25 protein-coding genes are annotated in these 26,307 nt (G+C 69.5%); 8 read left to right on the top strand and 17 right to left on the bottom strand.

Going from position 1 to position 26,307, the window contains the following annotated elements:
* Window positions 1-74: 74 nt before the first annotated feature.
* On the bottom strand, window positions 75-383 hold the full coding sequence (locus ACFOGJ_RS23730; RefSeq protein WP_379905308.1) for a hypothetical protein: 309 nt from the start codon (window positions 381-383) through the stop codon (window positions 75-77).
* A 104-nt stretch (window positions 384-487) separates the two neighbouring features.
* Window positions 488-1,207: an O-methyltransferase gene (locus ACFOGJ_RS23725; protein ID WP_379905306.1), complete on the bottom strand. Its 720-nt coding sequence runs from the start codon at window positions 1,205-1,207 to the stop codon at window positions 488-490.
* Window positions 1,208-1,503: 296 nt separating this feature from the next.
* On the opposite strand from ACFOGJ_RS23725, the gene ACFOGJ_RS23720 reads away from it, so the two are divergent.
* Window positions 1,504-3,126: an acyl-CoA synthetase gene (locus ACFOGJ_RS23720; RefSeq protein WP_379905304.1), complete on the top strand. Its 1,623-nt coding sequence runs from the start codon at window positions 1,504-1,506 to the stop codon at window positions 3,124-3,126.
* 319 nt (window positions 3,127-3,445) lie between these two features.
* On the opposite strand, the gene ACFOGJ_RS23715 is transcribed toward ACFOGJ_RS23720, so the two are convergent.
* Complete coding sequence (locus ACFOGJ_RS23715; protein ID WP_379905302.1) at window positions 3,446-3,616, bottom strand: YdcH family protein; 171 nt, start codon at window positions 3,614-3,616, stop codon at window positions 3,446-3,448.
* Between the two features lie 264 nt (window positions 3,617-3,880).
* Here ACFOGJ_RS23715 and ACFOGJ_RS23710 point away from each other — a divergent pair, with 264 nt between their 5' ends.
* Window positions 3,881-4,567 (top strand): UbiX family flavin prenyltransferase, encoded by a 687-nt coding sequence (locus tag ACFOGJ_RS23710; protein WP_379905300.1) that lies wholly within the window; start codon window positions 3,881-3,883, stop codon window positions 4,565-4,567.
* Here the strand turns inward: ACFOGJ_RS23710 and ACFOGJ_RS23705 are convergent.
* A complete protein-coding gene (locus ACFOGJ_RS23705; protein ID WP_379905298.1) occupies window positions 4,564-5,139 on the bottom strand; it encodes a TIGR02444 family protein in 576 nt (191 codons plus the stop codon). The two genes, ACFOGJ_RS23710 and ACFOGJ_RS23705, sit on opposite strands and share 4 nt — an antisense overlap.
* Window positions 5,140-5,327: 188 nt before the next feature.
* On the opposite strand from ACFOGJ_RS23705, the gene ACFOGJ_RS23700 reads away from it, so the two are divergent.
* Complete coding sequence (locus ACFOGJ_RS23700; protein ID WP_379905296.1) at window positions 5,328-5,546, top strand: YdcH family protein; 219 nt, start codon at window positions 5,328-5,330, stop codon at window positions 5,544-5,546.
* A gap of 125 nt (window positions 5,547-5,671) precedes the next feature.
* Here the strand turns inward: ACFOGJ_RS23700 and ACFOGJ_RS23695 are convergent, their stop codons facing one another.
* Window positions 5,672-6,433: a GGDEF domain-containing protein gene (locus ACFOGJ_RS23695; RefSeq protein ID WP_379905294.1), complete on the bottom strand. Its 762-nt coding sequence runs from the start codon at window positions 6,431-6,433 to the stop codon at window positions 5,672-5,674.
* Window positions 6,434-6,656: 223 nt separating this feature from the next.
* On the opposite strand from ACFOGJ_RS23695, the gene purE reads away from it, so the two are divergent.
* Together purE and ACFOGJ_RS23685 are read left to right on the top strand one after the other, a co-directional pair.
* On the top strand, window positions 6,657-7,130 hold the full coding sequence (gene purE / locus ACFOGJ_RS23690) for a 5-(carboxyamino)imidazole ribonucleotide mutase (RefSeq protein WP_379905410.1): 474 nt from the start codon (window positions 6,657-6,659) through the stop codon (window positions 7,128-7,130).
* A 4-nt stretch (window positions 7,131-7,134) separates the two neighbouring features.
* Window positions 7,135-8,286, top strand: coding sequence for a 5-(carboxyamino)imidazole ribonucleotide synthase (locus ACFOGJ_RS23685; RefSeq protein WP_379905292.1), 1,152 nt, complete (start codon window positions 7,135-7,137; stop codon window positions 8,284-8,286).
* An 18-nt stretch (window positions 8,287-8,304) separates the two neighbouring features.
* Here ACFOGJ_RS23685 and ACFOGJ_RS23680 read toward each other — a convergent pair whose 3' ends face one another.
* Together ACFOGJ_RS23680 and ACFOGJ_RS23675 are read right to left on the bottom strand one after the other, a co-directional pair.
* On the bottom strand, window positions 8,305-9,126 hold the full coding sequence (locus tag ACFOGJ_RS23680) for a COQ9 family protein (RefSeq protein WP_379905290.1): 822 nt from the start codon (window positions 9,124-9,126) through the stop codon (window positions 8,305-8,307).
* A 2-nt stretch (window positions 9,127-9,128) separates the two neighbouring features.
* Window positions 9,129-9,677: a peptide deformylase gene (locus ACFOGJ_RS23675; protein WP_379905288.1), complete on the bottom strand. Its 549-nt coding sequence runs from the start codon at window positions 9,675-9,677 to the stop codon at window positions 9,129-9,131.
* A gap of 262 nt (window positions 9,678-9,939) precedes the next feature.
* On the opposite strand from ACFOGJ_RS23675, the gene rpsU reads away from it, so the two are divergent.
* Window positions 9,940-10,146 (top strand): 30S ribosomal protein S21, encoded by a 207-nt coding sequence (gene rpsU / locus ACFOGJ_RS23670; RefSeq protein ID WP_379905286.1) that lies wholly within the window; start codon window positions 9,940-9,942, stop codon window positions 10,144-10,146.
* 154 nt (window positions 10,147-10,300) lie between these two features.
* Here the strand turns inward: rpsU and ACFOGJ_RS23665 are convergent, their stop codons facing one another.
* The 10 genes from ACFOGJ_RS23665 to ACFOGJ_RS23620 form a co-directional block, all read right to left on the bottom strand.
* Window positions 10,301-11,374: a zinc transporter ZntB gene (locus tag ACFOGJ_RS23665; protein ID WP_379905284.1), complete on the bottom strand. Its 1,074-nt coding sequence runs from the start codon at window positions 11,372-11,374 to the stop codon at window positions 10,301-10,303.
* Window positions 11,374-12,783 carry an NAD(P)(+) transhydrogenase (Re/Si-specific) subunit beta gene (locus ACFOGJ_RS23660; RefSeq protein WP_379905282.1) on the bottom strand — a complete coding sequence of 470 codons (1,410 nt, stop codon included), beginning with the start codon at window positions 12,781-12,783 and terminating at the stop codon, window positions 11,374-11,376. Before ACFOGJ_RS23660 ends, ACFOGJ_RS23665 begins: the two co-directional genes overlap by 1 nt.
* Before the next feature lie 4 nt (window positions 12,784-12,787).
* Window positions 12,788-13,129 carry an NAD(P) transhydrogenase subunit alpha gene (locus tag ACFOGJ_RS23655; RefSeq protein ID WP_449288605.1) on the bottom strand — a complete coding sequence of 114 codons (342 nt, stop codon included), beginning with the start codon at window positions 13,127-13,129 and terminating at the stop codon, window positions 12,788-12,790.
* Window positions 13,130-13,258: 129 nt separating this feature from the next.
* On the bottom strand, window positions 13,259-14,440 hold the full coding sequence (locus ACFOGJ_RS23650) for a Re/Si-specific NAD(P)(+) transhydrogenase subunit alpha (RefSeq protein WP_379905278.1): 1,182 nt from the start codon (window positions 14,438-14,440) through the stop codon (window positions 13,259-13,261).
* Window positions 14,441-14,462: 22 nt separating this feature from the next.
* On the bottom strand, window positions 14,463-14,606 hold the full coding sequence (locus tag ACFOGJ_RS23645; RefSeq protein WP_379905276.1) for an aa3-type cytochrome c oxidase subunit IV: 144 nt from the start codon (window positions 14,604-14,606) through the stop codon (window positions 14,463-14,465).
* A 174-nt stretch (window positions 14,607-14,780) separates the two neighbouring features.
* Window positions 14,781-16,178 (bottom strand): ABC1 kinase family protein, encoded by a 1,398-nt coding sequence (locus ACFOGJ_RS23640; RefSeq protein ID WP_379905274.1) that lies wholly within the window; start codon window positions 16,176-16,178, stop codon window positions 14,781-14,783.
* 25 nt (window positions 16,179-16,203) lie between these two features.
* Entirely contained in the window at window positions 16,204-17,976 is a 1,773-nt protein-coding gene (locus ACFOGJ_RS23635; RefSeq protein WP_449288604.1) for a M3 family oligoendopeptidase, read from the bottom strand.
* 179 nt (window positions 17,977-18,155) lie between these two features.
* Window positions 18,156-18,635, bottom strand: a complete 480-nt coding sequence (locus ACFOGJ_RS23630) for a PaaI family thioesterase (RefSeq protein WP_379905270.1) — start codon at window positions 18,633-18,635, stop codon at window positions 18,156-18,158.
* Window positions 18,632-19,162, bottom strand: coding sequence for a PaaI family thioesterase (locus ACFOGJ_RS23625; RefSeq protein WP_379905268.1), 531 nt, complete (start codon window positions 19,160-19,162; stop codon window positions 18,632-18,634). Before ACFOGJ_RS23625 ends, ACFOGJ_RS23630 begins: the two co-directional genes overlap by 4 nt.
* A gap of 18 nt (window positions 19,163-19,180) precedes the next feature.
* Complete coding sequence (locus ACFOGJ_RS23620; RefSeq protein ID WP_379905266.1) at window positions 19,181-20,188, bottom strand: NAD-dependent epimerase/dehydratase family protein; 1,008 nt, start codon at window positions 20,186-20,188, stop codon at window positions 19,181-19,183.
* Window positions 20,189-20,493: 305 nt separating this feature from the next.
* Here ACFOGJ_RS23620 and ACFOGJ_RS23615 point away from each other — a divergent pair, with 305 nt between their 5' ends.
* Window positions 20,494-22,119 carry a sigma-54-dependent transcriptional regulator gene (locus tag ACFOGJ_RS23615; RefSeq protein WP_379905264.1) on the top strand — a complete coding sequence of 542 codons (1,626 nt, stop codon included), beginning with the start codon at window positions 20,494-20,496 and terminating at the stop codon, window positions 22,117-22,119.
* A 338-nt stretch (window positions 22,120-22,457) separates the two neighbouring features.
* Window positions 22,458-25,967 (top strand): indolepyruvate ferredoxin oxidoreductase family protein, encoded by a 3,510-nt coding sequence (locus ACFOGJ_RS23610; protein WP_379905262.1) that lies wholly within the window; start codon window positions 22,458-22,460, stop codon window positions 25,965-25,967.
* Window positions 25,968-26,307: the final 340 nt, after the last annotated feature.

The following is a 26,307-nucleotide window of genomic DNA, read 5'->3' as shown; positions in this document are numbered from 1 at the left end:
CGGCAGCATCGCTGCCGGGGCCCTTCGTATTTCGCCTGCCGACCGCCGCGGCCGGCAGTCAACGACCGGTCGTATCAGCCGCCGCTCCGCGCGCCCTCGTCGGCATCCGCCGGCTCAAGCTCGACGGTCGGCATCTCGACGTTGCGCTCCTCCATGGTCACATCGACCTCGGGGACGGTGACCTCGCGCTTCTCGCTGCCGACTTCCACTTCCGCCGTATCGACATCGGCTTCCGGCAGCGCGCCGCCCTCGACGTCCACATTGACCTCAGCGGTCGGCATCTCACCGGAATCAGTGACATCGATGTCGACGGCGTAGACCAGTATTGCCGCCGCGGCGACCAGGGCAAAAACTGCGGCTATAATTACAACACCACTACGCATGACATGCTCCGTTTCCGTTCAAACATGTCATCCGTAACTTACAGAAGCCGAGTTGGTTCCGTCCGACGTTTCACGAAATCGGACGGATGCAAGCGCCGTGGCAGCTACTTCTTTCGCACAAGCAGCAGGCCGTCGCCGACCGCCAGCATCGAATGATCCAGTTCGGCATCCTCGGCTGCCATGGCCAGGGTCTGGCGGATCGCCGCCGTCTCCGCCCCGGTGTCGGAGGGGTCGGCCACCGAACCGCCCCAGAACATGTTGTCGAACACCGCCAGGCCGCCTGGACGCAGCAGGCGCTTGCAGGCGGCGAGATAGGCGGGATAGCCGGTCTTGTCGGCATCGACGAATGCCATGTCGAATCCGCCCGCCATGTCGGGCGGCAGGGCCTGCAGGGTGGCGTCGGCCGGCCCCAGGCGCAGCTCGATCCGGTCCGCAACACCGGCCTCGTGCCAGTAGCCGCGGGCCATCGCGGTCCATTCCTCGCTGACATCGCAGGCAAGGATGTGCCCGCCGGGCGGCAGGGCCTCAGCCATGCACAGGGTGCTGTAGCCGGTGAAGGTGCCGATCTCGAGCACCTGCCGGGCGTTGGTCAGGCCGACCAGGAAGCCGAGCAGCGCCCCCTGCGCCGCGCCCAGGATCATCTGGCCCTGCGGGCCGAGCGCGCGGGTCTCGTTGCGCAGGCGCAGCTTCAGCCCGTCCTCCCGCACGCTGACCGCGGCCAGGTATCCCGCCAGGGCGTCGCCCGGTGCGGGCGGGCGCCCCGCCTGGCCTGCACCTGCGCCGCTTCGCCTGGAGGCGCTGCCCGCGGATCTGTCGGTGGTCACGTCTGCTGCTCCTGCTGGATCGGAAAGCCGGCCGGGCGGCGGACCCGCGAGGGGATGCCGCGCCGGGCCATGGGGTACGCCCCGTGCGGGCTCCTGCGCTGTTGCGCCCCATCGGGCCGGGCGATAGCTTGAACGCCAAGGCGGCTGGAAAGGCAATGATTTTCGGGCCGCCCGGCAGCCGGCAAGGAGAGAACCGGGCCCGGCGGCCGTCCCCGGAGGTCAGCGTCCAGGCGGCGCGCATCCGGCAGGCGACCGCCCGGGGGCCCGGCATGAGCATGGCGGAGGATCAGCGCCCGATGCATAACCCGTTTGAAACCGACCTGGACAAGAACGCGGCGAACTACGTGCCGCTCACGCCGCTCAGCTTCCTTACGCGGACCGCCTATGTCTACCCCGGCCATACCGCATGGATCCATGGCGCGCGCCGGGCGACCTATCGGGAATTCCAGCAGCGGTGCCGTGCCCTGGCCTCCGCGCTGTCGCAGCGCGGCATCGGGCCGGGCAAGACGGTCGCCGTGATGGCGACGAACATTCCCGCCCATCTGGAAGCGCATTACGGCGTGGCGATGGCCGGCGGCGTGCTGAACAGCATCAACACCCGCCTCGATGCCGCCGCGGTGGCCTTCATCCTGGACCATGGCGAGGCCCAGGTCGTGATCATCGACCGGGAACTGGCCCCGGTGATGAAGAAGGCGCTGGCGGAGGCCAGCGTGAAGCCCTTCGTCATCGACATCGACGACCCGGCGGCCGGCGACGCGGCGATGATCGGCTCGATCGAGTACGAAGCCTTCCTGCAGGAGGGCGATCCCGATTTCGACTGGCAGATGCCGGCGGACGAATGGCAGGCCATCGCCCTGAACTACACCTCCGGCACCACCGGCAATCCGAAAGGCGTCGTCTACCACCATCGCGGCGCCTACCTGAACGCCATCGGCAATGCGATGTCCTGGGGCCTGAGCCACAACCCGGTCTATCTGTGGACCCTGCCGATGTTCCACTGCAACGGCTGGTGCTTCCCCTGGACGATCACCGCCTATGGCGGCACCCATGTCTGCCTGCGGAAGGTAGACCCGGTGGCGATCTACGAGTCGATCGCCGACAACGAGGTCACCCATTTCTGCGGTGCGCCGACTGTCCTGAACATGCTGATCAACGCCCCGGCGGAGGCGAAGGCACGGATGCGGTCGGGCGTGAAGGCGATGACGGCCGGTGCTGCGCCGCCGGCGGCGATCATCCAGGCGATGGAGGATATGGGCATGAGCATCACCCATACCTACGGCCTGACGGAGACCTACGGCCCGAGCGTGGTCTGTTCCTGGCATGCGGAATGGGACGAGCTCGACATTTCGGAGCGGGCGGCGCTGAAGGCGCGGCAGGGGGTGCGCTATCCCGTGCTGGAGGGCCTGCAGGTGATGGACCCGGAGACGATGAAGCCGGTGCCCTCCGACGGCGAGACGATGGGCGAGATCATGTTCCGCGGCAACGTGGTGATGAAGGGGTATCTGAAGAACCCGTCGACGACCGACAAGTCGCTGGCCGACGGCTGGTTCCATTCCGGCGACCTGGGGGTGGTGCATCCCGACGGCTATGTCCAGATCAAGGACCGGTCGAAGGACATCATCATCTCAGGCGGCGAGAACATCTCCACCCTGGAGGTCGAGGGCGTGCTGTACCAGCATCCCGACATCCTGGAGGCAGCGGTGGTGGCCAAGCCGGACCCGCACTGGGGCGAAACGCCCTGCGCCTTCGTCACCCTGAAGCCCGGCGCGACAACCACCGCGGAAGAAATCATCGAGTTCACCCGCGGCCGGCTGGCGAAGTTCAAATGCCCGAAGCACGTGGTCTTCTCCGAACTGCCGAAGACCTCCACGGGCAAGATCCAGAAATTCGTCCTGCGCGAGCAGGCGCAGTCCGTCTGACACAGGCCCCGATCCCGGCCCTGGCGATCCCGGCCCTGGCGATCCCGGCCCTGGCGATCCCGGCCCTGGCGATCCCGGCCCTGGCGATCCCGGCCCTGGCGGATGCCAATCAGGGTCGGGCGCAGGGCGGAACATGGCCAGCCTGCAGGTCAGGCGACCGCGCCCGCAGGTCGGGCGGGCGCCATCGGGCCGGACACGCCGCGCGTGTCATGCCCGAAGTCGCGCCGCCGGGCGCAGGCGGCCATCCCGCCCGGTGCTGTTGACCGGTGCTGCTGTTGCCCGGTGCCGTCGCGAGGGACGGCGCCGCTATGTCAGGGGGTCACGATTGCTGTGGATATCGCGAAAGCTCTTCCTTGAGGCGGAGTTTCTGCTTTTTCAGGGCGCCGACGCGCGCCTCGTCAGGTAGGGGCCGCTTCAGCTCTTCCGCGATCGTCTCTTCGATCGCAGCATGCTTCTGAGCCAAGGACTGGATGTGCGTCTGCAACGTCATAAGCATCGCTCCCGTGTCTCGGCGACCCGGCATGTCGGTCTCGGAGCGAGCCCTCGCGAAGCCTGCGGCGCAACCGGGCACAGGCCCGCCGCGATCCGCGAAGGCACGCCCGAAACAGCCGGGCGTCGCTTGCCCTCTACATCTACACCCTAGGTATTTAATCACTGATTAACCGCACTGTAAGGGTGGCCCGCCGGCCGGAGGTGGATTTTTGATGACACAGGCACGAAGCGACAGGCCGATGAAGGCAGCAGGGCGCCGGTGATGGCAGGCAGCAGCGCCAATCCGCCCCGCATGGCCAATCCGTCTCGCATGGTGGTCGGGATCAGCGGCGCCTCGGGCAGCGTCTACGGCCTGCGCCTGCTGGAGTTGTTGCGCGGCAGCGGCGTGGAGAGCCACCTGGTCGTCAGCCGCGCCGGCGAGCTGACCCTGCGCTACGAGACCGGCCTGCGCCGGGCCGAGGTGGAGGCGATGGCCGACTATGCCTATCCCGCCGGGCATGTCGGCGCGGCGATCGCCTCCGGCTCGTTCCGTACCCTGGGGATGGTGGTGGCCCCCTGCTCCGTGCGCACCCTGTCGGAGATCGCCAGCGGCACCACCGGCAGCCTGCTGACCCGGGCCGCCGACGTCATCCTGAAGGAGCGCCGGCGGCTGGTCCTGGTGCTGCGGGAGACGCCGCTGCATCTGGGCCATCTGCGCAGCATGACCGCCGTGACAGAGATGGGAGCCATCGTCTATCCGCCGGTCCCGGCCTTCTATGCCCGTCCCGCCGGCATCGACGAGATGGTGACCCAGACCTGCGCCCGGGTGCTGGACCTGTTCGACCTGCCGGACCTGCCGGCGCGCCGCTGGGGCGAGGATGCCGGGCCGGCGGATGTCCGGCCCCGGCCATCGGGCGCGGCAGCGGGCGCCGCCGGGGACGCTACAGACCCGTCCGACAAGGAAGGCTAAGCCGGGGCGGCGTAGGCCGCTGCGGCCCGCTCCAGAACGGCGCAGAGCGGCTCCGCCTGCCGCGCCGCCGCCTCTTGCGCCAGCCCCCGCACCGCAGCCAGGTTGGCGGCGACCGCCGCATCGGCCCCGGCCGCCGCCGCGCGGGTCGGCGCCACCTCCAGCGCGGCCTGGGTGAGCCGTTCGCTGTCGATTTCCAATGCCTTCAGCTGCTCGCGGAACGGCCCCTCCGCGGCAGCCACCAGGCCGGTGGGCAGTGCGGTCCACCCGGCCGCCTTCAGCCGCCGCCGCAGGTCGCGCAGAGGCTCCGTCACCTCCTCCCGCCAGGTGGCGATCGACCTTTCGGCCGCCGCGGCATCGACCAGCAGGCGTCCCTGCAGGCCACGCCAGACCGCCAGCAGCAGCATGTTCACGTCGAGGCCGCATTCGTCCTGCAGCCGGACCAGGCAGTCCGAGATCCCGTCGCCGCCGTAGAAATCCAGGGTGAAATCCCAGAATCCCGCCGCCGGGCCCGCCGGATTTCCGTCCTCCTGCGCCCCGTCGCCCTGCGCCGCCTTGTCCTCGTCGCCAGCCATCTTCGCCCCCTTCCGGCAGGGCCGCTGACGCCGGGACTTCCGGCCGGCCCTCGCTCCTGCTATGCCCTGGTATCAAGCTATGCCCTCTCGCACGGGCAGAGACAATGTGGCGCCGCCGCCGATGCGGCGCCGGGAAGCGAAGGGCGTGCCGGGGCATGGGGCTGGCCGGCGACAGGCATGTGAAGCGGATGACCGGCGACGAGGGGAATGAAGGCCAGGCCGAGGCGTTGCGGCAGCTCGAGGAGCTGCGTGCCGAGCATCGCGACCTGGACGACGCGATCAACGCGCTCCTGGACCGCCCGACATTCAATCACCTGCAGATCCAGCGCATGAAGAAGCGGAAGCTTCTGCTGAAGGACGAGATCATCCGGCTCGAATCGCAGCTGATTCCCGACATCATTGCGTAAAGGCAATTCTGCTCAGAAGACGCGCTGGCTGACCCGCGAAACCGCCCGTCCGGTGCTATCGCCTGAACGATCCGGTGCTATCGCCTGAACGATATTGTCCGCCCCCGGGCGGCCGCGGCGCGATGCTACGAAGCCACGGCGGCGCGCTGCTCGGCCTTGTGGCGATACATTGCCTCGTCGGCGGCGGCCAGCGCCGTGGCGGCATCCTCACCCGGCGCGATCTCATAGACGCCGTAGGCGGCGCGGATCGGAATCTGGCGGCCCTTCCAGGACAGCGGGTTGGCGCGCAGCGCATCCACCAGTTCCCGGGCCTTGACCTGGGCCTGCGCCTCGTCGGTATCGATCAGCAGCACGCCGAACTCGTCGCCACCCAGCCGTCCCACCACGTCCGCGGCCCGGGTATGCGCGACCAGGGTCTCCGCCACGGCGGTCAGCGCCGCATCGCCGGCGGTATGGCCGTGCACGTCGTTGACCTGCTTGAACTCGGTCAGGTCGATGAAGACCAGGGAGATCGGCCTGTCCTGGCGCCGCGCAAGCGACAGCGCCCGCGCCACGTCGCGCACGAAGGCGCGCCGGTTGCGGACCGGGACCAGGGTGTCCTGGTCGGCCAGCAGTTCCAGCTGCGCCTGCTTCGCCCGGGTCCGCGCCAGTTCCTGCCGCAGCTGGTCGACCTCTGCCATCAGCGACATGATCGCGCCGCGCACCCGCGGGGTCAGCTCGGCCGCCGGGATGCCCATGATCTCGGCGGAATCGGCGATCGGCGCCGCCGCGGCGGCCGCCGGACCGGCGCCGGCCGGGCGTGCGGTGGCGCTGGCCGGCCGGCCGGCGGGCGCAGCCCGGTAGGCGCCAATGACGCCCCCGATCGGCCTCGTCCTGCCTACGCGCATGCCACCAATCCGTCTCTCCGCAGCCGCTGGTCGCTTCCCGCCGCCGCCGATGCGGGCCCGGGAAGCGGTCGGAGCATCTTCGCTGATGGTGCCCCGACCGTCCTCGACTATAATTCGTTGGCCGGCCGGAAACAGCCGGCACAGCCGTTTTATGCCATGTATCGGTAAAGGAACCGTGTCCGAAGTCTATCCTTCTTCCGACTATCCCCTGGTCGGCATCGTCATGGGCAGCCAGTCCGACTGGCCGACCATGCGCCACGCCGCGGAAGTCCTGCGGGAGCTGGAGGTGCCGCACGAGGCGCGCATCGTCTCCGCCCACCGGACCCCGGACCGGATGGTCGACTACGCGAAGCGCGCCGCGGACCGGGGCGTGCAGGCGATCATCGCGGGTGCCGGCGGCGCCGCCCATCTGCCGGGCATGGTGGCGGCCATGACGGTGCTGCCGGTGTTCGGGGTGCCGGTCCAGAGCCGCAGCCTGTCGGGCCTCGATTCCCTGCTGTCGATCGTCCAGATGCCTGCCGGCGTGCCGGTCGGCACCCTGGCCATCGGCCGCGCGGGCGCGGTCAATGCCGGGCTGCTGGCCGCGTCGGTTCTGGCGCTGCAGGATGCCGAACTGCAGCGCCGCCTCGCCGAATGGCGCCAGGCCCGCACCGACGCGGTGGCGGATGCGCCGATGGACCTGCCGGACGAGGGCTGAACCGATGAATGCGCGCAAGGCCGCAGCGCCGGCCGCCGCGGTGGCGGAGGATGAAGCTGTCCGCGACAGGGTGATCCGGCCGGGTGGCACGATCGGCATCCTGGGCGGCGGCCAGCTCGGCCGCATGATGGCGCTGTCGGCTGCCACCCTGGGCTATCGCTGCCATGTCTACGACCCCGACCCGCTGGCCCCGGCGGCCCATGTCAGCGCCAAGCACCATTGCAACGATTTCGACAACAAGCGGGCCCTGGCGCATTTCGCCCGGGAGGTCGATGTCGTCACCCTGGAATTCGAGAATGTGCCGCAGGCCAGCCTGGACTACCTCGCCGGCAAGCTGCCGGTGCGGCCGGGCGCCGCCGTCCTGGGCATCACCCAGGACCGGCTGCGGGAAAAGGACTTCGTGCGCGCGCAGGGCATCCCGACCGCCCGCTATGCCGCCGTCGACAGCGAGGCGGACCTGAAGGCCGCCCTGCAGGAGACCGGCCTGCCCGCCATCCTGAAGACCCGCCGCATGGGCTATGACGGCAAGGGACAGGCGCTGGTGGAGAGCGAGCGCGACGCGCGCGAGGCCCTGGCCGCGTTCGGCGGCAGCGGCTGCATCCTGGAGGCAAGGGTACAGCTACGCACCGAGATCTCGGTGATCGTGGCACGGGGGGTGGACGGCCGCCTGGTGGCCTATGTCCCGGTGGAGAACCTGCACCAGGACGGGATTCTGGTCCGAACGGTCGTGCCGGCGCGCGTGCCCACGCCGATCGGGCAGGCGGCGACGGCAATGGCGGTGCGCCTGGCCGGCGCGCTGGGCATCGTCGGCGTCCTGGCCGTCGAGTTCTTCGTCACCCGGCGCGGCAACCTGGCGGTCAACGAGATGGCGCCACGGGTCCACAATTCCGGCCACTGGACGATCGAGGCGGCGGAGACCAGCCAGTTCGAGCAGGCCGTCCGCGCCGCTTGCGGCCTGCCGCTGGCGCCGACCCGCCGGCGGTCGAACGCGGTGATGTTCAACCTGATCGGCGACCAGATCGGCCTCTGGGAGCGCTATGCCGCCCGGCCCGGCTGGCATGTCCATGTCTACGGCAAGGCGGAGGCACGGCCCGGCCGCAAGATGGGCCACCTGACCAAGCTCTATCCGTTCGCCCGGCCGCCCGTCCCGGCCTGACGCCGCCGCGGGACCGGCCTATCGCCGGCCGGTGGGTTCCGCCGAATAGGAACCGGACTGGGGATAGGAATCGGACGGGGGATAGGCACCGGACTGGGGATAGGCACCGGCAGAGGGGTACATCCCCGTGCCGCCGGCCTGGAACGGCCGCAGCAGGCGGAACGGGTTCGGCAGACGGTCGGCGACCTTGTCCAGCCGCCCGCGCAGCTTCTGGATCCGCATCACGTCGTCGATCCGGCGATCCAGGAAGGTCCAGGTCGCGGCGGCGCCCTCCGACTGGTCCTGCAGCCAGTACAGCAGGGTGGAGCCGTAGACACCGGCCAGCAGCGCCCGCTTGGTGTAGAAGTTCCAGTCGGTCGCAGTATCGCCTGCGGCATACCACATGGCGTCGACGGTGCGGTACAGGCCCAGCACCGATTGCAGCGCCTGGTCGGGCGCAGCCTGCCGGCCCAGCGCCCGGCGCACCGCCTCCTTGTCTGCGGTGTGGGCTTCCAGCCGCACCCGCACCGCGGTGGCGATCCGCTCCCGGATCCGCATCGACGGCAGGTCCAGCGCCTCCAGTTCCTGCAGCATCCGGCGGTCCGCCTCCGCCACCCAGAAGGCGATCACGTCCGGCACGCCGCCGGGGAAGACCCGGCGCAGCTCGGCCGGGCTGCAGTCCAGGTCGCGGGCGGCGGCGCCCAGCGCCGCCTCGGTCCAGCCGTCGAAGGGGATATGGGGCAGTACCGCCGCCAGCACCTCGCGGCGGCGACGGTCGCGCTCCTCCAGGTCGGGCGCGGGGCCGAGCGGGGGCAGGGGCGTGGCCGCTGTCGGCGATTCGGGTCCGTTGGCTTCCGGCATGGTCAGGCCGTCTCCTTCCGTCCGGGGGCCGCGCGCGGCGCCGCCGCTTCCATCGTGGTGTTCGCCACCGTTGCGTTCAGGACCGCCGCATCCAGCAGCGGCGTGCCCGGCGCCATCCGGTCCGGATAGAGGATGCCGAGCAGATGGTCGACCTCGTGCTGGACGACCCGGGCATGCATGCCGTCGGCCTCGCGCTCCACCCGCTGTCCCTGCGGCGTCACCCCCCAATAGGCGATGCGCGACCAGCGCGGCACCGTACCGCGACAGCCGGGCAGCGACAGGCAGCCCTCGAAGCCGCCTTCCAGCACCGCGTCCAGCGGCACATAGCCCGGGTTGCACAGGGTCGTGAAGCCACCCAAAGCCGCGAAATGGATCATCCGCAGGCCGATCCCGACCTGCGGCGCGGCGATGCCGCGTCCCTGCGCGGCCTGCATCGTCTCCGCCAGGTCGCGGGCAAGCCTGGCGATTTCCGGCGCGGCGGGATCGGCCACCGGGGCCGCCACCTGCCGCAGCAACGGCGCATCGTCAGGGAGGAGGGTCAGCACGCTCATGCCTGGGAATATGGCGGCCCGGCCGGCTTCCGGCAATCGGCGCCACCGCCGCGACATGCCCGGTCGTGTCACGGGAATGCCATCGTCGGCGGCTTCACATGTCGGTGCGGTTGTGCTACAGACCCGTCCCCAATCCGTTAAGCAATGGGCGGCCGGCCTGGTCGGCGCCACCCGCACCGTCGGGTCGGATCACGAGATCGGATCGCGACCCGCCGCTGCGTCGATGCTTGGCAAAACGAGTGCTCAAGGAGGTCGAGCCAACGTGCAGGTACTGGTACGCGACAACAATGTCGACCAGGCGCTGAAGGCGCTGAAGAAGAAGATGCAGCGTGAGGGCATCTTCCGCGAGATGAAGCTTCGCGGTCACTACGAGAAGCCCTCCGAGAAGAAGGCGCGCGAGAAGGCCGAGGCGATCCGCCGCGCCCGCAAGCTGGCCCGCAAGCGGCTGCAGCGCGAAGGCCTGCTCTAAGGCCTGTCTTCCGGCCGGCCGCGGCAGTTGCCGGGGCCGGTCCTCCGCAAGTCAGACCCTCCCGACCCGGCCCGCCCGATCCATGGGCTGCCGGGAACGGGAGATGTGTGCCCGCGCGATGGCCGGCGCCTGGCGGGAGCCGGCGCTGCCTGCCTCAGAAAAGGCGCCAGAAGCGGAACGCGATCACCTGGCCGACGACCAGGACGGCCATGATCCCCAGCACCCAGAGAAAGCCGCTCTCGTCCTCGGCGCCGGGTATGCCGCCGACATTGATCCCCAGCAGCCCGGTCACGAAGCCCAGCGGCAGCATGATCGCCGCGACGATCGTCAGCACGTACATGTTGCGGTTCATGCGCTCGCCGCGCAGATTGGCCAGTTCGTCCTGAACCACCGCGGCATGCTCCCGCACTTCGTCGAGTTCCTCGACATAGCGCTGGAAGCGGTCCTGCGTCTCCCGCAGGCGCAGTTGCATCTCCTCGTCCAGCTCGCCGCCGGCCAGGGTGGACAGGCCGTTCAGCGCCTCCCGCTGCGGCGCCAGGTAGCGCTTGTAGGCGATCGCCTGCCGGCGGGTCTCGCCCAGCCGGCGGCGCAGGTCCTGGTCCTGCGCATTGTCGATCACCTCCTCCTCCAGCGCGTCCACGCCTTCAGTCAGGTCCTGGATCGTCTGCGCCATGCGCAGGCCCAGATGGGCGGCGACCTGCACCGCGACGCCGTGGCAGGTGGCGGGACCGATGCCGTCCCGCAGCAGCTCCATCACGTCCCGGATCGCGAACATGACGTAGCGCCGGACGCTGACCACCCGCCGGCCGTCGGTCCACAGCCGCACCGAGATCATCTCGTCCAGGTCGGCGCCGGGATTGAGGTTCACGCCGCGCAGGATCAGCAGCAGACCGCCGCCGATCGCAGTGCAGCGCGGCCGGGTCTCCTCCTCCAGCAGGGCGGCGACGGCGACGGGGTGCAGACCGGAGGCGTTGCGCAGCCAGTCCTGCGCGCCGGGGGCCATCCGGTCCAGATGGACCCAGAGCTGCCGGCTGCCACTGCCTTCCGCCGGCCAGTTGCGGACCGCCGTCCAGTCGACCGGACGGGCCCCGCCGCTGCCATCCAGCGCCAGGGCGAAGACCAGTCCGTCGTCGTGGCCGGTATTGCTCCAGTCGGAAGCGGCCGCAACAGGAGGAGCGGCGGCCGGAACCGCGGGTTCGCCGGCCGGCCCGTCCACCTGCACCGGCATCAGTCCAGCGCCTTGACGATATCCTCCACCATCTTCTTGGCGTCGCCGAACAGCATCATCGTGTTGTCCCGGAAGAACAGCTCGTTGTCGATGCCGGCATAGCCGGAGGCCAGCGAGCGCTTCAGGAACAGCACCGTCTTCGCCTTGTCGACATCCAGGATCGGCATGCCGTAGATCGGGCTCTGCGGATCGTCGCGGGCGGCGGGGTTGGTGACGTCGTTGGCGCCGATGACGAAGGCGACGTCGGCGGCCTGGAAGGAGGAGTTGATCTCCTCCAGCTCAAAGACCTCGTCATAGGGCACGTTGGCCTCGGCCAGCAGCACGTTCATATGGCCCGGCATGCGGCCCGCCACCGGGTGGATCGCGTAGGCGACATCCACCCCTTCCGCCTTCAGCAGGTCGGCCATCTCGCGCAGGGCGTGCTGCGCCTGGGCCACCGCCATGCCGTAGCCCGGCACGATGATCACCTTGCCGGCGTTGCGCATGATGAAGGCGGCATCGTCGGCGGAGCCGGCCTTGACCGGCCGGTCGCCCTGTCCGCCCGCGGCCGCACTCTGCCCTTCGCCGCCGAAGCCGCCCAGGATGACGTTGAAGAACGACCGGTTCATCCCCTTGCACATGATGTAGGAGAGGATCGCGCCGGAAGAGCCGACCAGCGCGCCGGTGATGATCAGGGCGGTGTTTTCCAGGGTGAAGCCGATGCCGGCGGCGGCCCAGCCGGAATAGCTGTTCAGCATGGAGACGACGACCGGCATGTCGGCGCCGCCGATCGGGATGATGATCAGCACGCCCAGGATCAGCGCCAGCAGGGTCATCAGCCAGAAGATGCCCGGATCCTCGGCGACGACGAAGATCACCACCAGGACGACCTGCAGGATGCCCAGCGCCAGGTTCAGCCAGTGCTGGCCCGGGAACACCACCGGATTGCCGGAGACCAGGCCCTGCAGCTTGGTGAAGGCGATGATGGAGCCGGTGAAGGTGATCGCGCCGATCACCACGCCGATCCCCATCTCGATCGCCGACGACACCTTCAGCCCGCCGCCGGCGGCGGCGATGCCATAGGCGTCCGGGTTGTAGAACGCTGCCGCCGCCACCATCACCGCGGCCAGGCCGACCAGGGAATGGAAGGCGGCGACCAGCTGCGGCATCGCGGTCATCGCGATGCGGCGGGCGATCACCGCGCCGATCGTGCCGCCGATCAGCAGCGCCACGAAGATGTCGATCAGCGACCAGGCCTCGACGTTCAGCAGGGTGGTGACGATGGCGATCGCCATGCCGGCCATGCCGAACCAGTTGCCCGGCCGCGCCGATTCCGGGTTGGACAGGCCGCGCAGGGCGAGGATGAAGCAGATCGACGCGATCAGGTAGAGCAGCGCCGCCCAGTCGGCTGAGATCAGGCCCTCTGTCATCGCGCTACTTCTTTTTCTTCTTGTACATCGCCAGCATGCGCTGGGTGACGGCGAAGCCGCCGAAGATGTTCACCGCGGCGAGCGCGATGGCGATGATGCCGAAGATCTTGGAGATCGAGTAGTCGGCCGGGCCGGCGGCGATCAGCGCGCCGACGATGATCACCGAGGAGATCGCGTTGGTCACCGCCATCAGCGGCGTGTGCAGCGCCGGGGTGACGCTCCAGACCACGTAATAGCCGACGAAGATCGCCAGCACGAAGATCGCCAGGCGGAACACGAAGGGATCCACGCCGACGGCATGGGCCGCCCCGGTCGCGACCGCGCCGGCGGCCTCCGCCGCCTGCATCGCCTCGCCCGCGGCTTCCGCCGCGCGGCTGGCCGCGGCCTGCGCGATCGCGGCCGCACGCTCGGCGGCTTCGACCGCGCGGGTGGCTGCGTCGCTCATGCTGCTCCCCCGTTCATTGGTTTCTGCCCCCTATTGGCCGCCGGTCGCCGGCGCGTCGGCAAGCGACGGATGCACCACGGCGCCGTCGCGGGTCAGCTGCGTGCCGCTCACCGTCTCGTCGGCGGGATCCAGCCTGATTGCCCCGCTTTCCTTGTCGATATGCGGCGACAGGAAGTTGTAGAGATTGCGCGCATAGAGCTGGGAGGCGTCTACCGCGACCCGGCTGGGCACGTTGCGGTGGCCGACGATGCGGACGCCGTTATGTTCCACCACCTCGCCCGGCCGCGACAGCGCGACATTGCCGCCGGATTCCACCGCCAGGTCGACCAGCACGGAGCCCGGCTTCATGCTTTCCACCATCTCCTGGCTGACCAGGCGCGGCGCCGGCCGGCCGGGGATCAGGGCGGTGGTGATGACGATGTCCATCTTGCGGATATGCTCGGCGACCAGGGCCGCCTGCTTCTGGCGATAGGCCTCCGACATCTCCTTGGCGTAGCCGGCGGCGGTCTCGGCGGCGGCGCTCTCCTCGTCCTCCACCATGACGAACTTGGCGCCCAGGCTCTCCACCTGCTCCTTGGTGGCCGGGCGCACGTCGGTGGCGGAAACGATGGCGCCCAGCCGGCGCGCGGTGGCGATCGCCTGCAGGCCGGCCACGCCGGCGCCCATCACGAACACCTTCGCCGGCGCCACGGTGCCGGCGGCGGTCATCATCATCGGGAAGGCGCGGCCGAACTCGGCGGAGGCGTCCAGCACCGCCTTGTAGCCGGCGAGGTTGGACTGCGAGGACAGCACGTCCATCGACTGCGCGCGGGTGATCCGCGGCATGAACTCCATGGCGAAGGCATTGACGCCGGCCTGGGCATAGGCCTGCACCTGGTCGCGATGCTGCATCGGATTCAGCACGCCCAGCAGGGTCAGGCCGCTGTGCAGCAGCGCCATCTCGTCGCCGCCCGCCTGCGCCTCGTCGTCGCCGCCCGCGATCGGCCGCTGCACCTTCAGCAGCACGGTGGCGCCCTCCAGCGCTTCGGCCGCGGAACCGGCGATGCGTGCGCCCGCGGCCTCGAACTCGGAATCCGGGATGCTGGCGCCCAGCCCGGCGCCCTGCTCCACCGCGACCTCTACATTGAGCGCACGGTACTTCTTGACCATTTCCGGCGAGATGGCGACCCGCCGCTCCCCGGAGCGGCGCTCGCGAAGGACTGCGATCCTCATCTGGTGCTGCGGGCGGCTGCGGCTACAGCAGGAAGAGGGCCATCAGGATCAGCAGCACGACGATCCAGAACACCCCCCACATGCTGGCTTTCATGACCCCGGCATAGGTCTTCCGCTGCGCGGTGATATCCATCGTCCCGCGCTGGTATTCGCCGGTACCGGCCATCAGGCAACTCCCCCTCAAGAAAATCCGCACCCGCCGGCCACCCTGCGCCACGGGCGAAACGCTGCCCTGCCCGGCGGGCGTCGTGCCGGCCGGGAGGTCTTTCGTCCGCAATATAGCAACGCGCGCTGGCGCTGGAAACGGGCGATGCGGTCCCGGCGCGGCCGGCACCGGGCGTCAGGCCGCCGGCGCCGTCAGCCCCGCCTTCTTCAGCGCCGCCTTCTGCCGCTTCGCCAGGGTCTTCTCGTCGAAATCGGCGATCAGCTCCTTGAACAGGCGGTGCCAGTTGATCTCCGCCTGCAGGCGCAGGAAGACGCCGCCCAGCCCGATCGCGGCGCGGTCCATGAAGACGAACTCGCGCGGCGGGGTGACGCCGCCGAATTCGCGCAGCTGCTTGTGCACCTTTTCCGCCACGTCGCGGCCATAGACCGCCTGCTCGGCGCCCGCCGCCGCGCTGGAGGTGCCGACCTTCGCCGCGAATTCCTGGATCCGCCGGGTGCGGTCGTCCAGCAGCGGCGCATAGACGAAGGCCGCCCAGAGATTGAGGGTGTCCACAAGCTCCGTCGTCAGGTCGCGGAAGCCCCAGCTCTCATAGGCATGCACGGCCAGGTCCCGGTCGCCGCGCTCGATCGCATGGTAGAGGTCGATCACCCCGCGCACGAAGCGCGGCGGGAAGACCCGGATGCAGCCGAAGTCCAGCAGGTTCAGCGACAGGTCGTCGCGCACGGTGTAGTTGCCCAGATGCGGGTCGCCGTGGATCACGCCATAGCCGTAGAACGGCCAGTACCAGGCGCGGAACATGTTCATCGCGATGCGGTCGCGGTCGGCCTGCGGCCGGTCCACCTGGTCCAGCATGCGGGCGCCGTCCAGCCAGGTCATGGTCAGCAGCCGGTCGGTGGACAGCTCCGTCAGAACCTCCGGCACATGCACGCCGGCCTCGCCCGACAGCATGTCGGCGTAGAGCCGGGCGTGGCGTGCCTCCAGCTCGTAGTCCAGCTCCTCGTGGAGGCGCTCCGCGATCTCGGCATGGATGTGGCGGGTGTCGATGGAGGGATCGTAGCGGGCATAGATCGAGAAGATCAGCTTCAGCTGCCTTAAGTCCGCCTCCACCGCGGAGGCCATGTCCGGGTATTGCAGCTTCGCCGCCAGCAGGCGCCCGTCATGCGCGGTCGCCCGGTGCACCTGCCCCAGGGAGGCGGCGGCCGCGGCCTCGCGCTCGAAGCTGGCGAATGCCTTCTGCCAGCCGGGCCCCAGCTCCGTCGCCATCCGCCGCTTCACGAAGGGCCAGCCCATCGCCGGCGCATCGGCCTGCAACTGCGCCAGCTCCTGTGCATATTCCTTCGGCAGGGCGTCGGGAATCGTCGACAGGATCTGCGCCACCTTCATCAGCGGGCCCTTCAGCCCCCCCAGCGCGGCGCGCAGATCGGCGGCATGGGCCGACCGGTCGAGCTTCATGCCCAGATAGCGCTCCCCCGCCAGCCGGGCCGCCAGCCCGCCCATCGAAGTGCCGACCCGGGCATAGCGGCGCACCCGCCCGCCGATCGACGGGTCGTCGCGATAGGACTGGTCTGTCATCGGGATCTTCCTGCCGCGCCCGCCCTCAGGACAGCTCTTCCAGTTCGTCGATGAAGCCGGCGATCACATCCAGGCCGCGCGCCCAGAAGGCCGGGTCGGCGGCATCCAGGCCGAACGGCGCCAGCAGCTCCTTGTGCCGCTTCGCGCCGCCGGCGCGCAGCATGTCCAGGTAGCGTTCGGCAAAGCCCTCCTCCGCCTGCTGGTACAGGCCGTAGAGCGCGTTCACCAGGCAGTCGCCGAAGGCATAGGCATAGACGTAGAACGGCGAATGGACGAAGTGCGGGATGTAGCACCAGAAGCTGCCGTAATCGGCGTCGAAGCGCAGAGCCGGACCCAGGCTTTCCCGCTGCACCGTCAGCCAGATCTCCGAGATGCGGTCCGCCGACAGCTCGCCCTGCCGCCGCTCGCCGTGGATCCGCCGCTCGAAATCGTAGAACGCCATCTGGCGCACCACGGTGTTCAGCATGTCCTCCACCTTGGCGGCCAGCATCATCTTCCGCTTCTGCGGGCCCGCCGCCTCCAGCATCGCGCGGAAGGTCAGCTGCTCGCCGAACACGCTCGCCGTCTCCGCCAGGGTCAGCGGGGTCTGGCTGAGGAAGTGCCCCTGGCCGCCGGCCAGCACCTGGTGCACGCCATGGCCCAGCTCGTGTGCCAGGGTCATCACGTCGCGGGTCTTCCCCTGGTAGTTTACCAGCAGGTAGGGATGCACGCTGGGCACCACCGGATGGGCGAAGGCGCCCGCTGCCTTGCCCGGCCGGGCCGGCGCGTCGATCCAGGGATGGTCGAAGAAGCGCTGCCCGATCTCCGCCAGCTGCGGCGAGAAGCGCCGGTAGGCGTCGAGCACGATGTCGCGCGCCTCCGCCCAGGGAATGGTGCGGTCCTCCGCCTCCGGCAGCGGCGCGTTGCGGTCCCACCAGTCCAGTTGGTCGGTGCCGAACCATTTCGCCTTCAGCGCGTAGTACCGGTGCGACAGCCGCGGATGGGCGGCCGTCACCGCGTCCTGCAGCGCCTGCACCACCTCCGGTTCCACCAAATTGGCCAGGTGGCGCGCCGTCTCAGGCGCGGGCAGCTTGCGCCAGCGGTCCTCGATCTCCTTGTCCTTGGCCAGGGTGTTGGTGATCAGCGCGAACAGCCGGATGTCCTTCTGGAAGGTGCGGCCCAGCGCCCGGCCGGTGCGCCGGCGCACCGCCGGGTCGCGGTCCGACAGCCGGTGCAGCGCGACCTCCAGGCTCAGCTCCTCGACCGCGGCGCCATCCTCGTCGGAGGCCGGCACCGGGAAGCGCATCGCCGCCGTGGTCTCGTCGAACAGCCGCGACCAGGCCTGCCGTGCCGTCAACGACCGTTCGTGCAACAGGGTCTCCAGCGACTGGTCCAGCTGGTAGGGGCGGAACACCCGCTGGTCGCGCAGCCAGGGCTCGTAGGCGGCCAGGCCCGGATCCTTCAGCTTTTCCGCCAGCTCCCCGTCCGGGATCAGGTTCAGTTCCAGGGTGAAGAACAAGAGGCCGGAGACGATCTCGTTGGCGCGCTCCTGCGCCTGCTGCATGAACTGGCCGCTCTTCGGGTCCGAGACGTCGCGGGCATAAACCAGGGAGGCATAGGAGACGAGGCGTGAGAGCCGCTCGTCCAGCACCTCGTAGCGGCGGATGGCCTGCGCCAGGGCGGCCCCGTCGAGGCTGCCGATCCTGCCGGCGCAGTCCGCGGCAAGGGCCTTCGCCTCGCTCTCGCAGAGCGCGAAGTCGCGCTCGAGCTCCGCGCTGTCGGGCGCGGGATAGAGATCGCCGAGGTCCCATTCCGGCATCCGGCCGAGCGCGGCCTGCCCCTCCTGCTGCCCGTCCTGCCCTGCCGCCCCGGCGGTCTGCCGCACTGCCCTTATGCCGCTCATCGAAGAACCCGTCTCTGTCGGAACCGAACTCCCCGGTTATATGGGCGGCATGGCGGGCGGGTCGAGATGCGGGCGCAGGCGATGGCGGCTCCCGGTCAGCCGGCGTCCGGTTCGTCGCGCTCCTCCGGCGGCGGCGGCAGCAGGAAATGCGCGTTCGCGGAAGCCACAGGGCGATCGGGATCCTGCTGCCAGGCGACGGTCCGCAACGTCGCGATCCGCCGCCCCTGCCGGGTGATGTCGGCGCGCGCCACGGTCTCCACCGGGCCGGCGGGCCGCAGATAGTCGATCGTCACGGTGATCACCTTGGGCAGGCGCACGACATTCTCGGAGGCCCAGATCAACTGCACCAGGGCGGCCGATTCCAGGAACGCGCCGACCACACCGCCATGCAGCGCCGGCAGGCGCGGATTGCCGATCAGCCGATCGGCCGGCGGCAGCACGCTGAGCAGGCTGTCGGTCCCGGCTTCGTGGCGCAGCTGGATACCGAGAAAGGCCAGGTAGGGGATCGCCGCCAGCACCTGGCGCGGATCGCCGCTGGCCTTGGCCTGCCGGATCGATTCGACGAAAGCGCTCATGCCGGGGCATCCCCTGCCTTTGCCGCGGCGACCTGATCCTCGATGTCGCGCCGGATCGGCGGCTTGCCGACGGAGTTCAGCATGAAGGTGGCGGCACAGGTCGCCACCTGCTCCTCGCCGTCGCCATCCTTCGCCGCCTTGTGCCAGGCCCAGGCCCGGCAGAAGGCGACCGAGCGGGTGGTGTGGTAGCACTCCGCGGTGGCGTAGAGTGTCTCCTCCGCCCGGGCCGGCGCCAGATAGTCGATCCGCAGGTCCAGGGTGGCGATGGTCAGGATCCGCATCAGCTTCGCCATCACCGCCATGCCGCAGACGGTGTCGATCAGGGTGGTGACCACACCGCCGTGCAGGATGCCGCGCTCCGGGTCGCCGACGAAGCGGCGGTCGTAGGGCAGGCCGAAGGTGACCCGGTCGCGGCGCACCTCTTCCACCGTGACACCGAGGGCGCCGCAATGGGGAATCCCCAGGCGCACCATCTTCTCCATCGTCGGCAGGTCCAGGCCGGCCGCCTTCAGCGGATCCTCCGCCATCTTTCTCTCACTCCCCGGCTAGACGCCGTAGAAATCGCGGTACCAGGCCACGAAGCGCGGAATGCCCACCTCGATCGGCGTGGTCTGGCGGAAGCCGATGTCGCGCTCGATCGCCGATGTATCGGCCGCGGTGGCCGGCACGTCGCCGGGCTGCATGGGCAGGAACTCCTTGCGTGCTTCCTGCCCCAGTTCCGCCTCCAGAAGGCCGATCATCCGCATCAGCGGCTCCGGCCGGCTGTTGCCGATATTGTAGACCCGGTGCGGCGCGGCATCCTCCTGCTCGGCGTCGGTGCTGCCGGCACCGCGCACCGGCGGCCGCTCCAGCACGCCGACGATGCCGCGCACGATATCGTCGACATAGGTGAAGTCGCGCTCCATTCGGCCATGGTTGAACACCTTGATCGGCTCGCCCTGCAGGATCGCGCGGGTGAACAGGAACAGCGCCATGTCCGGCCGCCCCCAGGGCCCGTAGACGGTGAAGAAGCGCAGGCCTGTCAGCGGGATGTCGTAGAGATGGGCATAGGCGTGGCTGATCAGTTCGTCCGCCTTCTTGGTGGCGGCATAGAGCGAGATCGGGCGGTCGACCGGGTCCGTTTCCGAAAACGGCATCTTGCGGTTGCCGCCATAGACCGAGGAGGAGGAGGCATAGACCATGTGCCGCAGCCCCGGCAGGTGCCGCGCAAATTCCAGCACCGCCGTATGGCCGACCAGGTTGGCCTGGATATAGGCCATCGGGTTCTCGATCGAGTAGCGCACCCCCGCCTGCGCCGCCAGATGCACGATGTCCGTGACCGGGCCGCCCGGCGCGGCGTCCAGTCCGGCAAAGGCGTCCGGCGCGGCGATGTCCAGGCGCTGGAAGCGGAAGCCGGGATGCCGCTGCAGCCGTTCCAGCCGGGCCTCCTTGAGGCTGACGTCGTAATAGTTGTTCAGGTTGTCGATGCCGAGGACCGGTCGGCCGGCCGCCAGCAGCGATTCGCTCAGGTGATAGCCGATGAAGCCGGCGACGCCGGTTACCAGGACGGTCATGGGATCCACGCACTGACAAGGACCGGCCCAGCGGCCGGCCGCCGCGGCCGGACCATACAGGCGCCGCGCGACGGGTCAAAGGCCGAAGCGGTGGCGCCGGGCGGGCCGGCGGCAGCGACAGGATGCCCCTGCAGAAGAAAAATAGTGCCGCTGCCAACGTCCCATATTGAGACAGAGGTAACTGACGTGTTAATAGCAGTTCTCAGGCTGCGGCTCGGCCGCGACGCACGGCCGTGCGTTCCCCGGCATTCGACCGGAAGGGGCGCCCAGTCGGGTTATATCCCTGGAGCGGGAAGACAGAGAACGTGGCGAAACAGATCCTGATCGTTGACGACGATCCGACGCAGCGCCGGCTGCTGTCGGCCCTGATCGAACGGCAAGGCTTCAAGACCCGCACGGCCGGTTCGGGACAGGAAGCCCTGGCGGAGCTGAACGGGCCGGCGCAGGCGGAAATCGGGCTGGTGCTGCTGGACCTGGTGATGCCGGACATGGACGGCATCGCGGTGCTGGAACAGATGCGGCCCAACCTGCCGGATCTGCCGGTGATCGTGCTGACCGCGCAGGGCGGCGTCGATACCGCCGTGAAGGCGATGCGCGCCGGGGCCAACGACTTCGTCATCAAGCCGCCGAACCCGGAGCGGCTGCGGGTTTCCATCGGCAATGCGCTGAAGGTCGGCGCCCTGACCGGCCAGCTGGACCGGCTGAGCCGCAAGATGACGGGCGAGCTGGGCTTTACCGACCTGATCGCGGTCAGCCCGGCGATGCTGAAGGTGATGGACCTGGCGCGCCGCGGCGGCGCCTCCTCCATCCCGATCCTGATCGAGGGCGAATCCGGGGTCGGCAAGGAACTGATCGCCCGCGCCATCCAGGGCACCGGCGAGCGGGCCGGCAAGTCCTTCGTCACCGTCAATTGCGGCGCGATCCCCGACAACCTGGTCGAGAGCATCCTGTTCGGCCACGAGAAGGGCGCCTTCACCGGCGCGGTCGACAGGCATGTCGGCAAGTTCCAGGAGGCCAATGGCGGCACCCTGTTCCTGGACGAGATCGGCGAGCTGAAGCCCGACATCCAGGTGAAGCTGCTGCGCGCGCTGCAGGAGGGGGAGATCGACCCGATCGGCGCCAGCCGCCCGGTGAAGGTCGACATCCGCCTGATCAGCGCCACCAACCGGAACCTGATGGAGCAGGTCGCGCAGGGCAATTTCCGCGAGGACCTGTTCTACCGCCTGAACGTCTTCCCGATCCATGTGCCGCCGCTGCGGGAGCGGCGGGAGGACATCCCGCCGCTGGTGGAACATTTCACCGCCAGCTTCGCGGTGGCGGAGCGCAAGACCGTCACCGGCATCGCGGACGAGGCGATGCGCCTGCTGGCCGCCTTCGACTGGCCGGGCAATGTCCGCCAGCTGGAGAACACGATCTTCCGCGCCGTGGTGCTGTGCGACGGCCCGGTCCTGCAGGCGGCGGACTTCCCCCAGATCGTCCAGTCCGCCGGGACGATGCCGGCAGCCGCGGCGGCGCCGGCATCCCCGGCACCGCAGGCCCCCGTTCACCAGGACCCGGCACGGCAGGACGCCGGCCTGCCCGAGCAGATCGCGCCGCAGGCGGCCCCGCAACCGGTGCCGTCCGCGGCAGCCGCCAACGGACCGGACTCCTGGGCCGGGAACGCCGCGGCCGCGGTGCCCGGCGGGGTGCATCACTTCGCCGCCGCGCAGCAGGCGGCAGATGCGGACGCCGCCGCTGCCGGCACGGGCAGCATCTCTGCGCTGGACCGGCAGGGAGAGGTCCGGTCGCTGGAAGATGTGGAGGCGGACCTGATCCGGCTGGCGCTGCGCAAGTATGACGGCCAGATGTCGGAGGTGGCGCGGCGGCTGGGCATCGGCCGTTCCACCCTGTACCGCAAGGTGCGCAGCCTGGAAGGGCTGGAAGGCGTCTGACCCGCCCGGAGAGGTTCGCGGGGAGGCGAGCGGGCGGCCCGCGCCCGTTCGCCAGCGCCGCGCAGGCAGCCTAAACTGTCGCTGCCGCACCATCCGGCCCGGGCTCGGCCCGCGGCCCGCTTGGCAAATAGGTCAGCATAGCTTACCTATTAACCGATGGATGCGGCCGGCCTGTACATGGCGGCAGCGCGCACAATATGGCTGCACGCAGAAGGGCCAGGGCCGGCAGCGGCGATCCGGAGCGGATCCCGCGGCAGGCCCGCCGGAATAAGGGCCATCCCGAGCCGGGAATTCCGCGCCGGGACAGGGCCAGCCCGCTGGAGGAAAGGTGCACGACCATGAGCCTGCCCGTCGCTTCGCTGGATGACCGCTACACGCTCGAGAAAGGCCGGGTCTTCCTCACCGGCACCCAGGCGCTGGTCCGCCTGCCGATGCTGCAGCGCCAGCGCGACCTGGCAGCGGGCCTGAACACGGCCTGCTTCATCTCCGGCTATCGGGGCTCGCCGCTGGGGAACTACGACCAGGCGCTGTGGCGCGCGCGAAAGTTCCTGCAGGACAACCACATCCACTTCAATCCCGGGGTGAACGAGGATCTGGCCGCCACCTCCGTCTGGGGCAGCCAGCAGACCAATCTCTACAAGGGCGCCCGCTACGACGGCGTCTTTTCCATCTGGTACGGCAAGGGCCCCGGCGTCGACCGCTGCCTGGACGTGTTCAAGCATGCCAACGCCGCCGGCACCTCCGCCCATGGCGGCGTGCTGACCCTGGTGGGCGACGATCATGCCGCGGCCTCCTCCACCCTGCCGCACCAGTCCGAGCACGACCTGATGGCCTGCATGATCCCGGTGCTGCATCCGGCGAACGTGCAGGAATACCTGGATTTCGGCCTGCTGGGCTGGGCGATGTCGCGCTATTCCGGCTGCTGGGTCGGCTTCAAGGCGGTGACCCAGACGGTGGAGAGCGCGGCCTCCGTGAACCTCGACGCCGAGGCGCTGCAGATCCGCCTGCCGGAGGATTTCGAGATGCCGCCCGGCGGGCTGAACATCCGCTGGCCCGACGACATCCTGGGGCAGGAAGACAGGCTGCAGCGCCACAAGGTCTATGCCGCCCTGGCCTTCGCCCGCGCCAACCGCATCGACCGGGTGGTGATCGACAGCCCGAAGCCGCGCTTCGGCATCATCACCACCGGCAAGTCCTATCTGGACGTCCGCCAGGCGCTGGAGGATCTGGGCATCGACGATGCCAAGGCCGCCGAGATCGGCCTGCGGGTCTACAAAGTCGGCATGGTCTGGCCGCTGGAGCGCGACGGCGCGCGCGAATTCGCCCATGGCCTGGAAGAGGTCCTGGTCGTCGAGGAAAAGCGCGCCGTCATCGAGAACCAGCTGAAGGAGCAGCTCTACAACTGGCGGGAGGATGTGCGCCCGCGCCTGGTCGGCAAGTTCGACGAGGGCGGCAAGTGGCTGCTGCCCGCCAGCGCGGAGCTGAGCCCCGCCCAGATCGCCCGGGTGATCGCGCAGCGCATCAAGCGGTTCTACGACTCGCCGAAGATGGAGGAGCGGCTGGCCTTCGTCGAGGCGAAGGAGCGCATGCTGCAGTCCGAGGCGGCGCCGGTGGAGCGCAAGCCCTATTTCTGCTCCGGCTGCCCGCACAACACCTCCACCAAGGTGCCGGAGGGCAGCCGCGCGGTCGCCGGCATCGGCTGCCACTTCATGGCGCTGTGGATGGACCGCTCGACCCAGACCTTCACCCAGATGGGCGGCGAGGGCACGCCCTGGATCGGCCAGGCGCCGTTCACGGACGAAAAACATGTCTTCGTGAACCTGGGCGACGGCACCTACTACCATTCCGGCCATCTGGCGATCCGCGCCTCGGTCGCCGCCGGGGTGAACGTCACCTACAAGATCCTGTTCAACGACGCGGTCGCGATGACCGGCGGCCAGCCGGTCGAAGGCTCGCTGTCGGTGCCGCAGATCACCCACCTGGTCTATGGCGAGGGGGTGCGCCGGATCGCCGTCGTCTCCGACGAACCGGACAAGTATCCGCTGGGCACCGACTTCGCCGCCGGGGTGACCTTCCACCACCGCGACGACCTGGACGCGGTGCAGCGCGAGCTGCGCGACACGCAAGGCGTGTCCGTGCTGATCTACGACCAGACCTGCGCGGCGGAGAAGCGGCGCCGGCGCAAGCGCGGCAAGTTCCCGGACCCGCCGAAGCGGGTGTTCATCAACGACCTGGTCTGCGAGGGCTGCGGCGACTGCTCGGTGAAGTCCAACTGCGTCTCCGTGGAGCCGCTGGAGACGGAGTTCGGCCGCAAGCGCCGGATCAACCAGTCGTCCTGCAACAAGGACTATTCCTGCGTGAAGGGCTTCTGCCCCAGCTTCGTCACCGTCCATGGCGGCCATGTACGGGTCGCCAGCGAAGGCGGCGTCGATGCGGCGGCAAAGGCGGAGCGCGAGGCCCTGGTGGAGCGCATGGCGCATCTGCCGGAGCCGGAGATCCCGGCCGTCGACAAGCCGTACGGCATCCTGATCACCGGCATCGGCGGCACCGGGGTGGTGACCGTCGGCCAGGTGGTCGGCATGGCCGCCCATATCGAGGAGCGCGCCGTCTCGGTCCTGGACTTCACCGGCCTGGCGCAGAAGAACGGCGCGGTGCTGAGCCATGTCCGCATCGCCACCCGCGACGAGGACCTGCATGCGGTGAAGATCGCCGCCGGCGGCGCCAACGTGATCCTGGGCTGCGACCCGGTGGTCGCCGCCTCCGCGGAGGCGATCGGCAAGATCCAGTCCGGCGTCACCCATGCGGTGATCAACAGCCATATGACGCCGACCGCGGCCTTCACCCTGAACAACAACATGGACTTCCAGACCGCGAAGGTGATGAAGCGGATCCGGGAGGCCGCCGGCGACAACCTGACCGAGTTCCTGGAAGCGACCCGCATCGCCACCGCGCTGATGGGCGACAGCATCGCCGCCAACATGTTCCTGCTGGGCCATGCCTTCCAGCGCGGCCTGATCCCGCTGCCCTCGTCCGCGCTGCTGCGGGCGATCGAGCTGAACGGCGCGGCGGTGGAGGCGAACAAGCGCTCCTTCGCCTGGGGCCGGCTGCATGCCATCGATGCCGAGGCGGTGGAAGGCGCGATCGGCCCGAAGGCGGAGCGCATGGCGGCCGAGCCGGACATCGCCGCGACCCTGCCGGAGATCCGCGCCCGGCGGGAGGCCTTCCTGGCCCACTACCAGGACGCGGCCTATGCCGCCCGCTATCGGGAGATCGTCGACAAGGTCGCCGCCGCGGAGGCGCGCGCCGTGCCCGGCCAGACCGCCCTGGCGGAGGCCGTCGCCCGCTATGCCTTCAAGCTGATGGCGATCAAGGACGAGTACGAGGTGGCGCGGCTCTACACCGACGGCAGCTTCCAGAAGAAGCTGAACGCGCAGTTCGCCGGCGGATTCAAGCTGAGGTTCCACATGGCGCCGCCGTTGATCGCGCAGCGCGACCCCACGACCGGCGAGCTGCAGAAGCGGGAATTCGGCCCCTGGATGCTGCCGGCCTTCAAGCTGCTGGCGCGGCTGAAGGGCCTGCGCGGCGGCTTCTGGGACATCTTCGGCCGCACCGAGGAACGCCGGGCGGAGCGGGCCCTGCGCGACGCCTATCTGGCGCAGATGGCGGAGGTGGCCGCGCAGCTGACCCCGGAGAACCATTCCGCCGCGGTGGCTCTGGCCTCCCTGCCGGAAGAGATCCGCGGCTTCGGCCATGTCCGCGAGCGCAACATGAAGGCGGCGGAGCCGAAGCGGGAGAAGCTGCTGGACGCCTTCCGCAACCCGCAGGCTGCCGCCCGGGCGGCGGAGTGATCGCCGCCTGCCCGCTATCCGCAGCGCTCAGAAAGGTCCCCGCTCGGGTGGAAGCAGTGACGTGACCACGATCGTCATCCCGGACTTGATCCGGGATCCATTCCGCCAGCTTTGCGGCTTCTGAGCGGCTGGCGGAATGGGGTTCACGGGCGAAGCCCGTGGACGGGTCAAGCCCGAGAACGACAGGTTGTCGACCGAGCCTGGGAACACACTAGAGCGCGCCCGGGAAAGATGGAAGCGGCGCAACATTCGCAATCGTCATCCCCGACTTGATCGGGGATCCATTCCGCCAGCCTTCCGGCTGCTGATCGGCTTGCGGAATGGGTTCTCGGGTCAAGCC

It is taken from the genome of Marinibaculum pumilum, from assembly GCF_042646425.1.
Lineage (GTDB): Bacteria > Pseudomonadota > Alphaproteobacteria > Ferrovibrionales > Ferrovibrionaceae > Marinibaculum > Marinibaculum pumilum.
The sequence above is the reverse complement of the archived record's forward strand: the minus strand, read 5'-3'. Positions and strand labels throughout refer to the sequence as shown.

Excerpts from the sequence above, each read along its gene's own strand:
- ACFOGJ_RS23700 (WP_379905296.1), top strand. The coding sequence starts at position 5,328 with ATGACCGGCGACGAGGGGAATGAAGGCCAGGCCGAGGCGTTGCGGCAG.
- ACFOGJ_RS23620 (WP_379905266.1), bottom strand. The coding sequence starts at position 20,188 with ATGACCGTCCTGGTAACCGGCGTCGCCGGCTTCATCGGCTATCACCTG.
- ACFOGJ_RS23675 (WP_379905288.1), bottom strand. The coding sequence starts at position 9,677 with ATGAGCGTGCTGACCCTCCTCCCTGACGATGCGCCGTTGCTGCGGCAG.
- ACFOGJ_RS23680 (WP_379905290.1), bottom strand. The coding sequence starts at position 9,126 with ATGCCGGAAGCCAACGGACCCGAATCGCCGACAGCGGCCACGCCCCTG.
- purE (WP_379905410.1), top strand. The coding sequence starts at position 6,657 with ATGGGCAGCCAGTCCGACTGGCCGACCATGCGCCACGCCGCGGAAGTC.
- ACFOGJ_RS23660 (WP_379905282.1), bottom strand. The coding sequence starts at position 12,783 with ATGACAGAGGGCCTGATCTCAGCCGACTGGGCGGCGCTGCTCTACCTG.
- ACFOGJ_RS23710 (WP_379905300.1), top strand. The coding sequence starts at position 3,881 with ATGGCAGGCAGCAGCGCCAATCCGCCCCGCATGGCCAATCCGTCTCGC.
- ACFOGJ_RS23665 (WP_379905284.1), bottom strand. The coding sequence starts at position 11,374 with ATGCCGGTGCAGGTGGACGGGCCGGCCGGCGAACCCGCGGTTCCGGCC.
- ACFOGJ_RS23625 (WP_379905268.1), bottom strand. The coding sequence starts at position 19,162 with ATGGCGGAGGATCCGCTGAAGGCGGCCGGCCTGGACCTGCCGACGATG.
- ACFOGJ_RS23645 (WP_379905276.1), bottom strand. The coding sequence starts at position 14,606 with ATGGCCGGTACCGGCGAATACCAGCGCGGGACGATGGATATCACCGCG.
- ACFOGJ_RS23650 (WP_379905278.1), bottom strand. The coding sequence starts at position 14,440 with ATGAGGATCGCAGTCCTTCGCGAGCGCCGCTCCGGGGAGCGGCGGGTC.
- ACFOGJ_RS23635 (WP_449288604.1), bottom strand. The coding sequence starts at position 17,976 with ATGCCGGAATGGGACCTCGGCGATCTCTATCCCGCGCCCGACAGCGCG.
- ACFOGJ_RS23610 (WP_379905262.1), top strand. The coding sequence starts at position 22,458 with ATGAGCCTGCCCGTCGCTTCGCTGGATGACCGCTACACGCTCGAGAAA.
- ACFOGJ_RS23685 (WP_379905292.1), top strand. The coding sequence starts at position 7,135 with ATGAATGCGCGCAAGGCCGCAGCGCCGGCCGCCGCGGTGGCGGAGGAT.
- ACFOGJ_RS23655 (WP_449288605.1), bottom strand. The coding sequence starts at position 13,129 with ATGCAGGCGGCGGAGGCCGCCGGCGCGGTCGCGACCGGGGCGGCCCAT.
- ACFOGJ_RS23730 (WP_379905308.1), bottom strand. The coding sequence starts at position 383 with ATGCGTAGTGGTGTTGTAATTATAGCCGCAGTTTTTGCCCTGGTCGCC.
- ACFOGJ_RS23695 (WP_379905294.1), bottom strand. The coding sequence starts at position 6,433 with ATGCGCGTAGGCAGGACGAGGCCGATCGGGGGCGTCATTGGCGCCTAC.
- ACFOGJ_RS23630 (WP_379905270.1), bottom strand. The coding sequence starts at position 18,635 with ATGAGCGCTTTCGTCGAATCGATCCGGCAGGCCAAGGCCAGCGGCGAT.
- ACFOGJ_RS23720 (WP_379905304.1), top strand. The coding sequence starts at position 1,504 with ATGCATAACCCGTTTGAAACCGACCTGGACAAGAACGCGGCGAACTAC.
- ACFOGJ_RS23715 (WP_379905302.1), bottom strand. The coding sequence starts at position 3,616 with ATGACGTTGCAGACGCACATCCAGTCCTTGGCTCAGAAGCATGCTGCG.
- ACFOGJ_RS23640 (WP_379905274.1), bottom strand. The coding sequence starts at position 16,178 with ATGACAGACCAGTCCTATCGCGACGACCCGTCGATCGGCGGGCGGGTG.
- ACFOGJ_RS23705 (WP_379905298.1), bottom strand. The coding sequence starts at position 5,139 with ATGGCTGGCGACGAGGACAAGGCGGCGCAGGGCGACGGGGCGCAGGAG.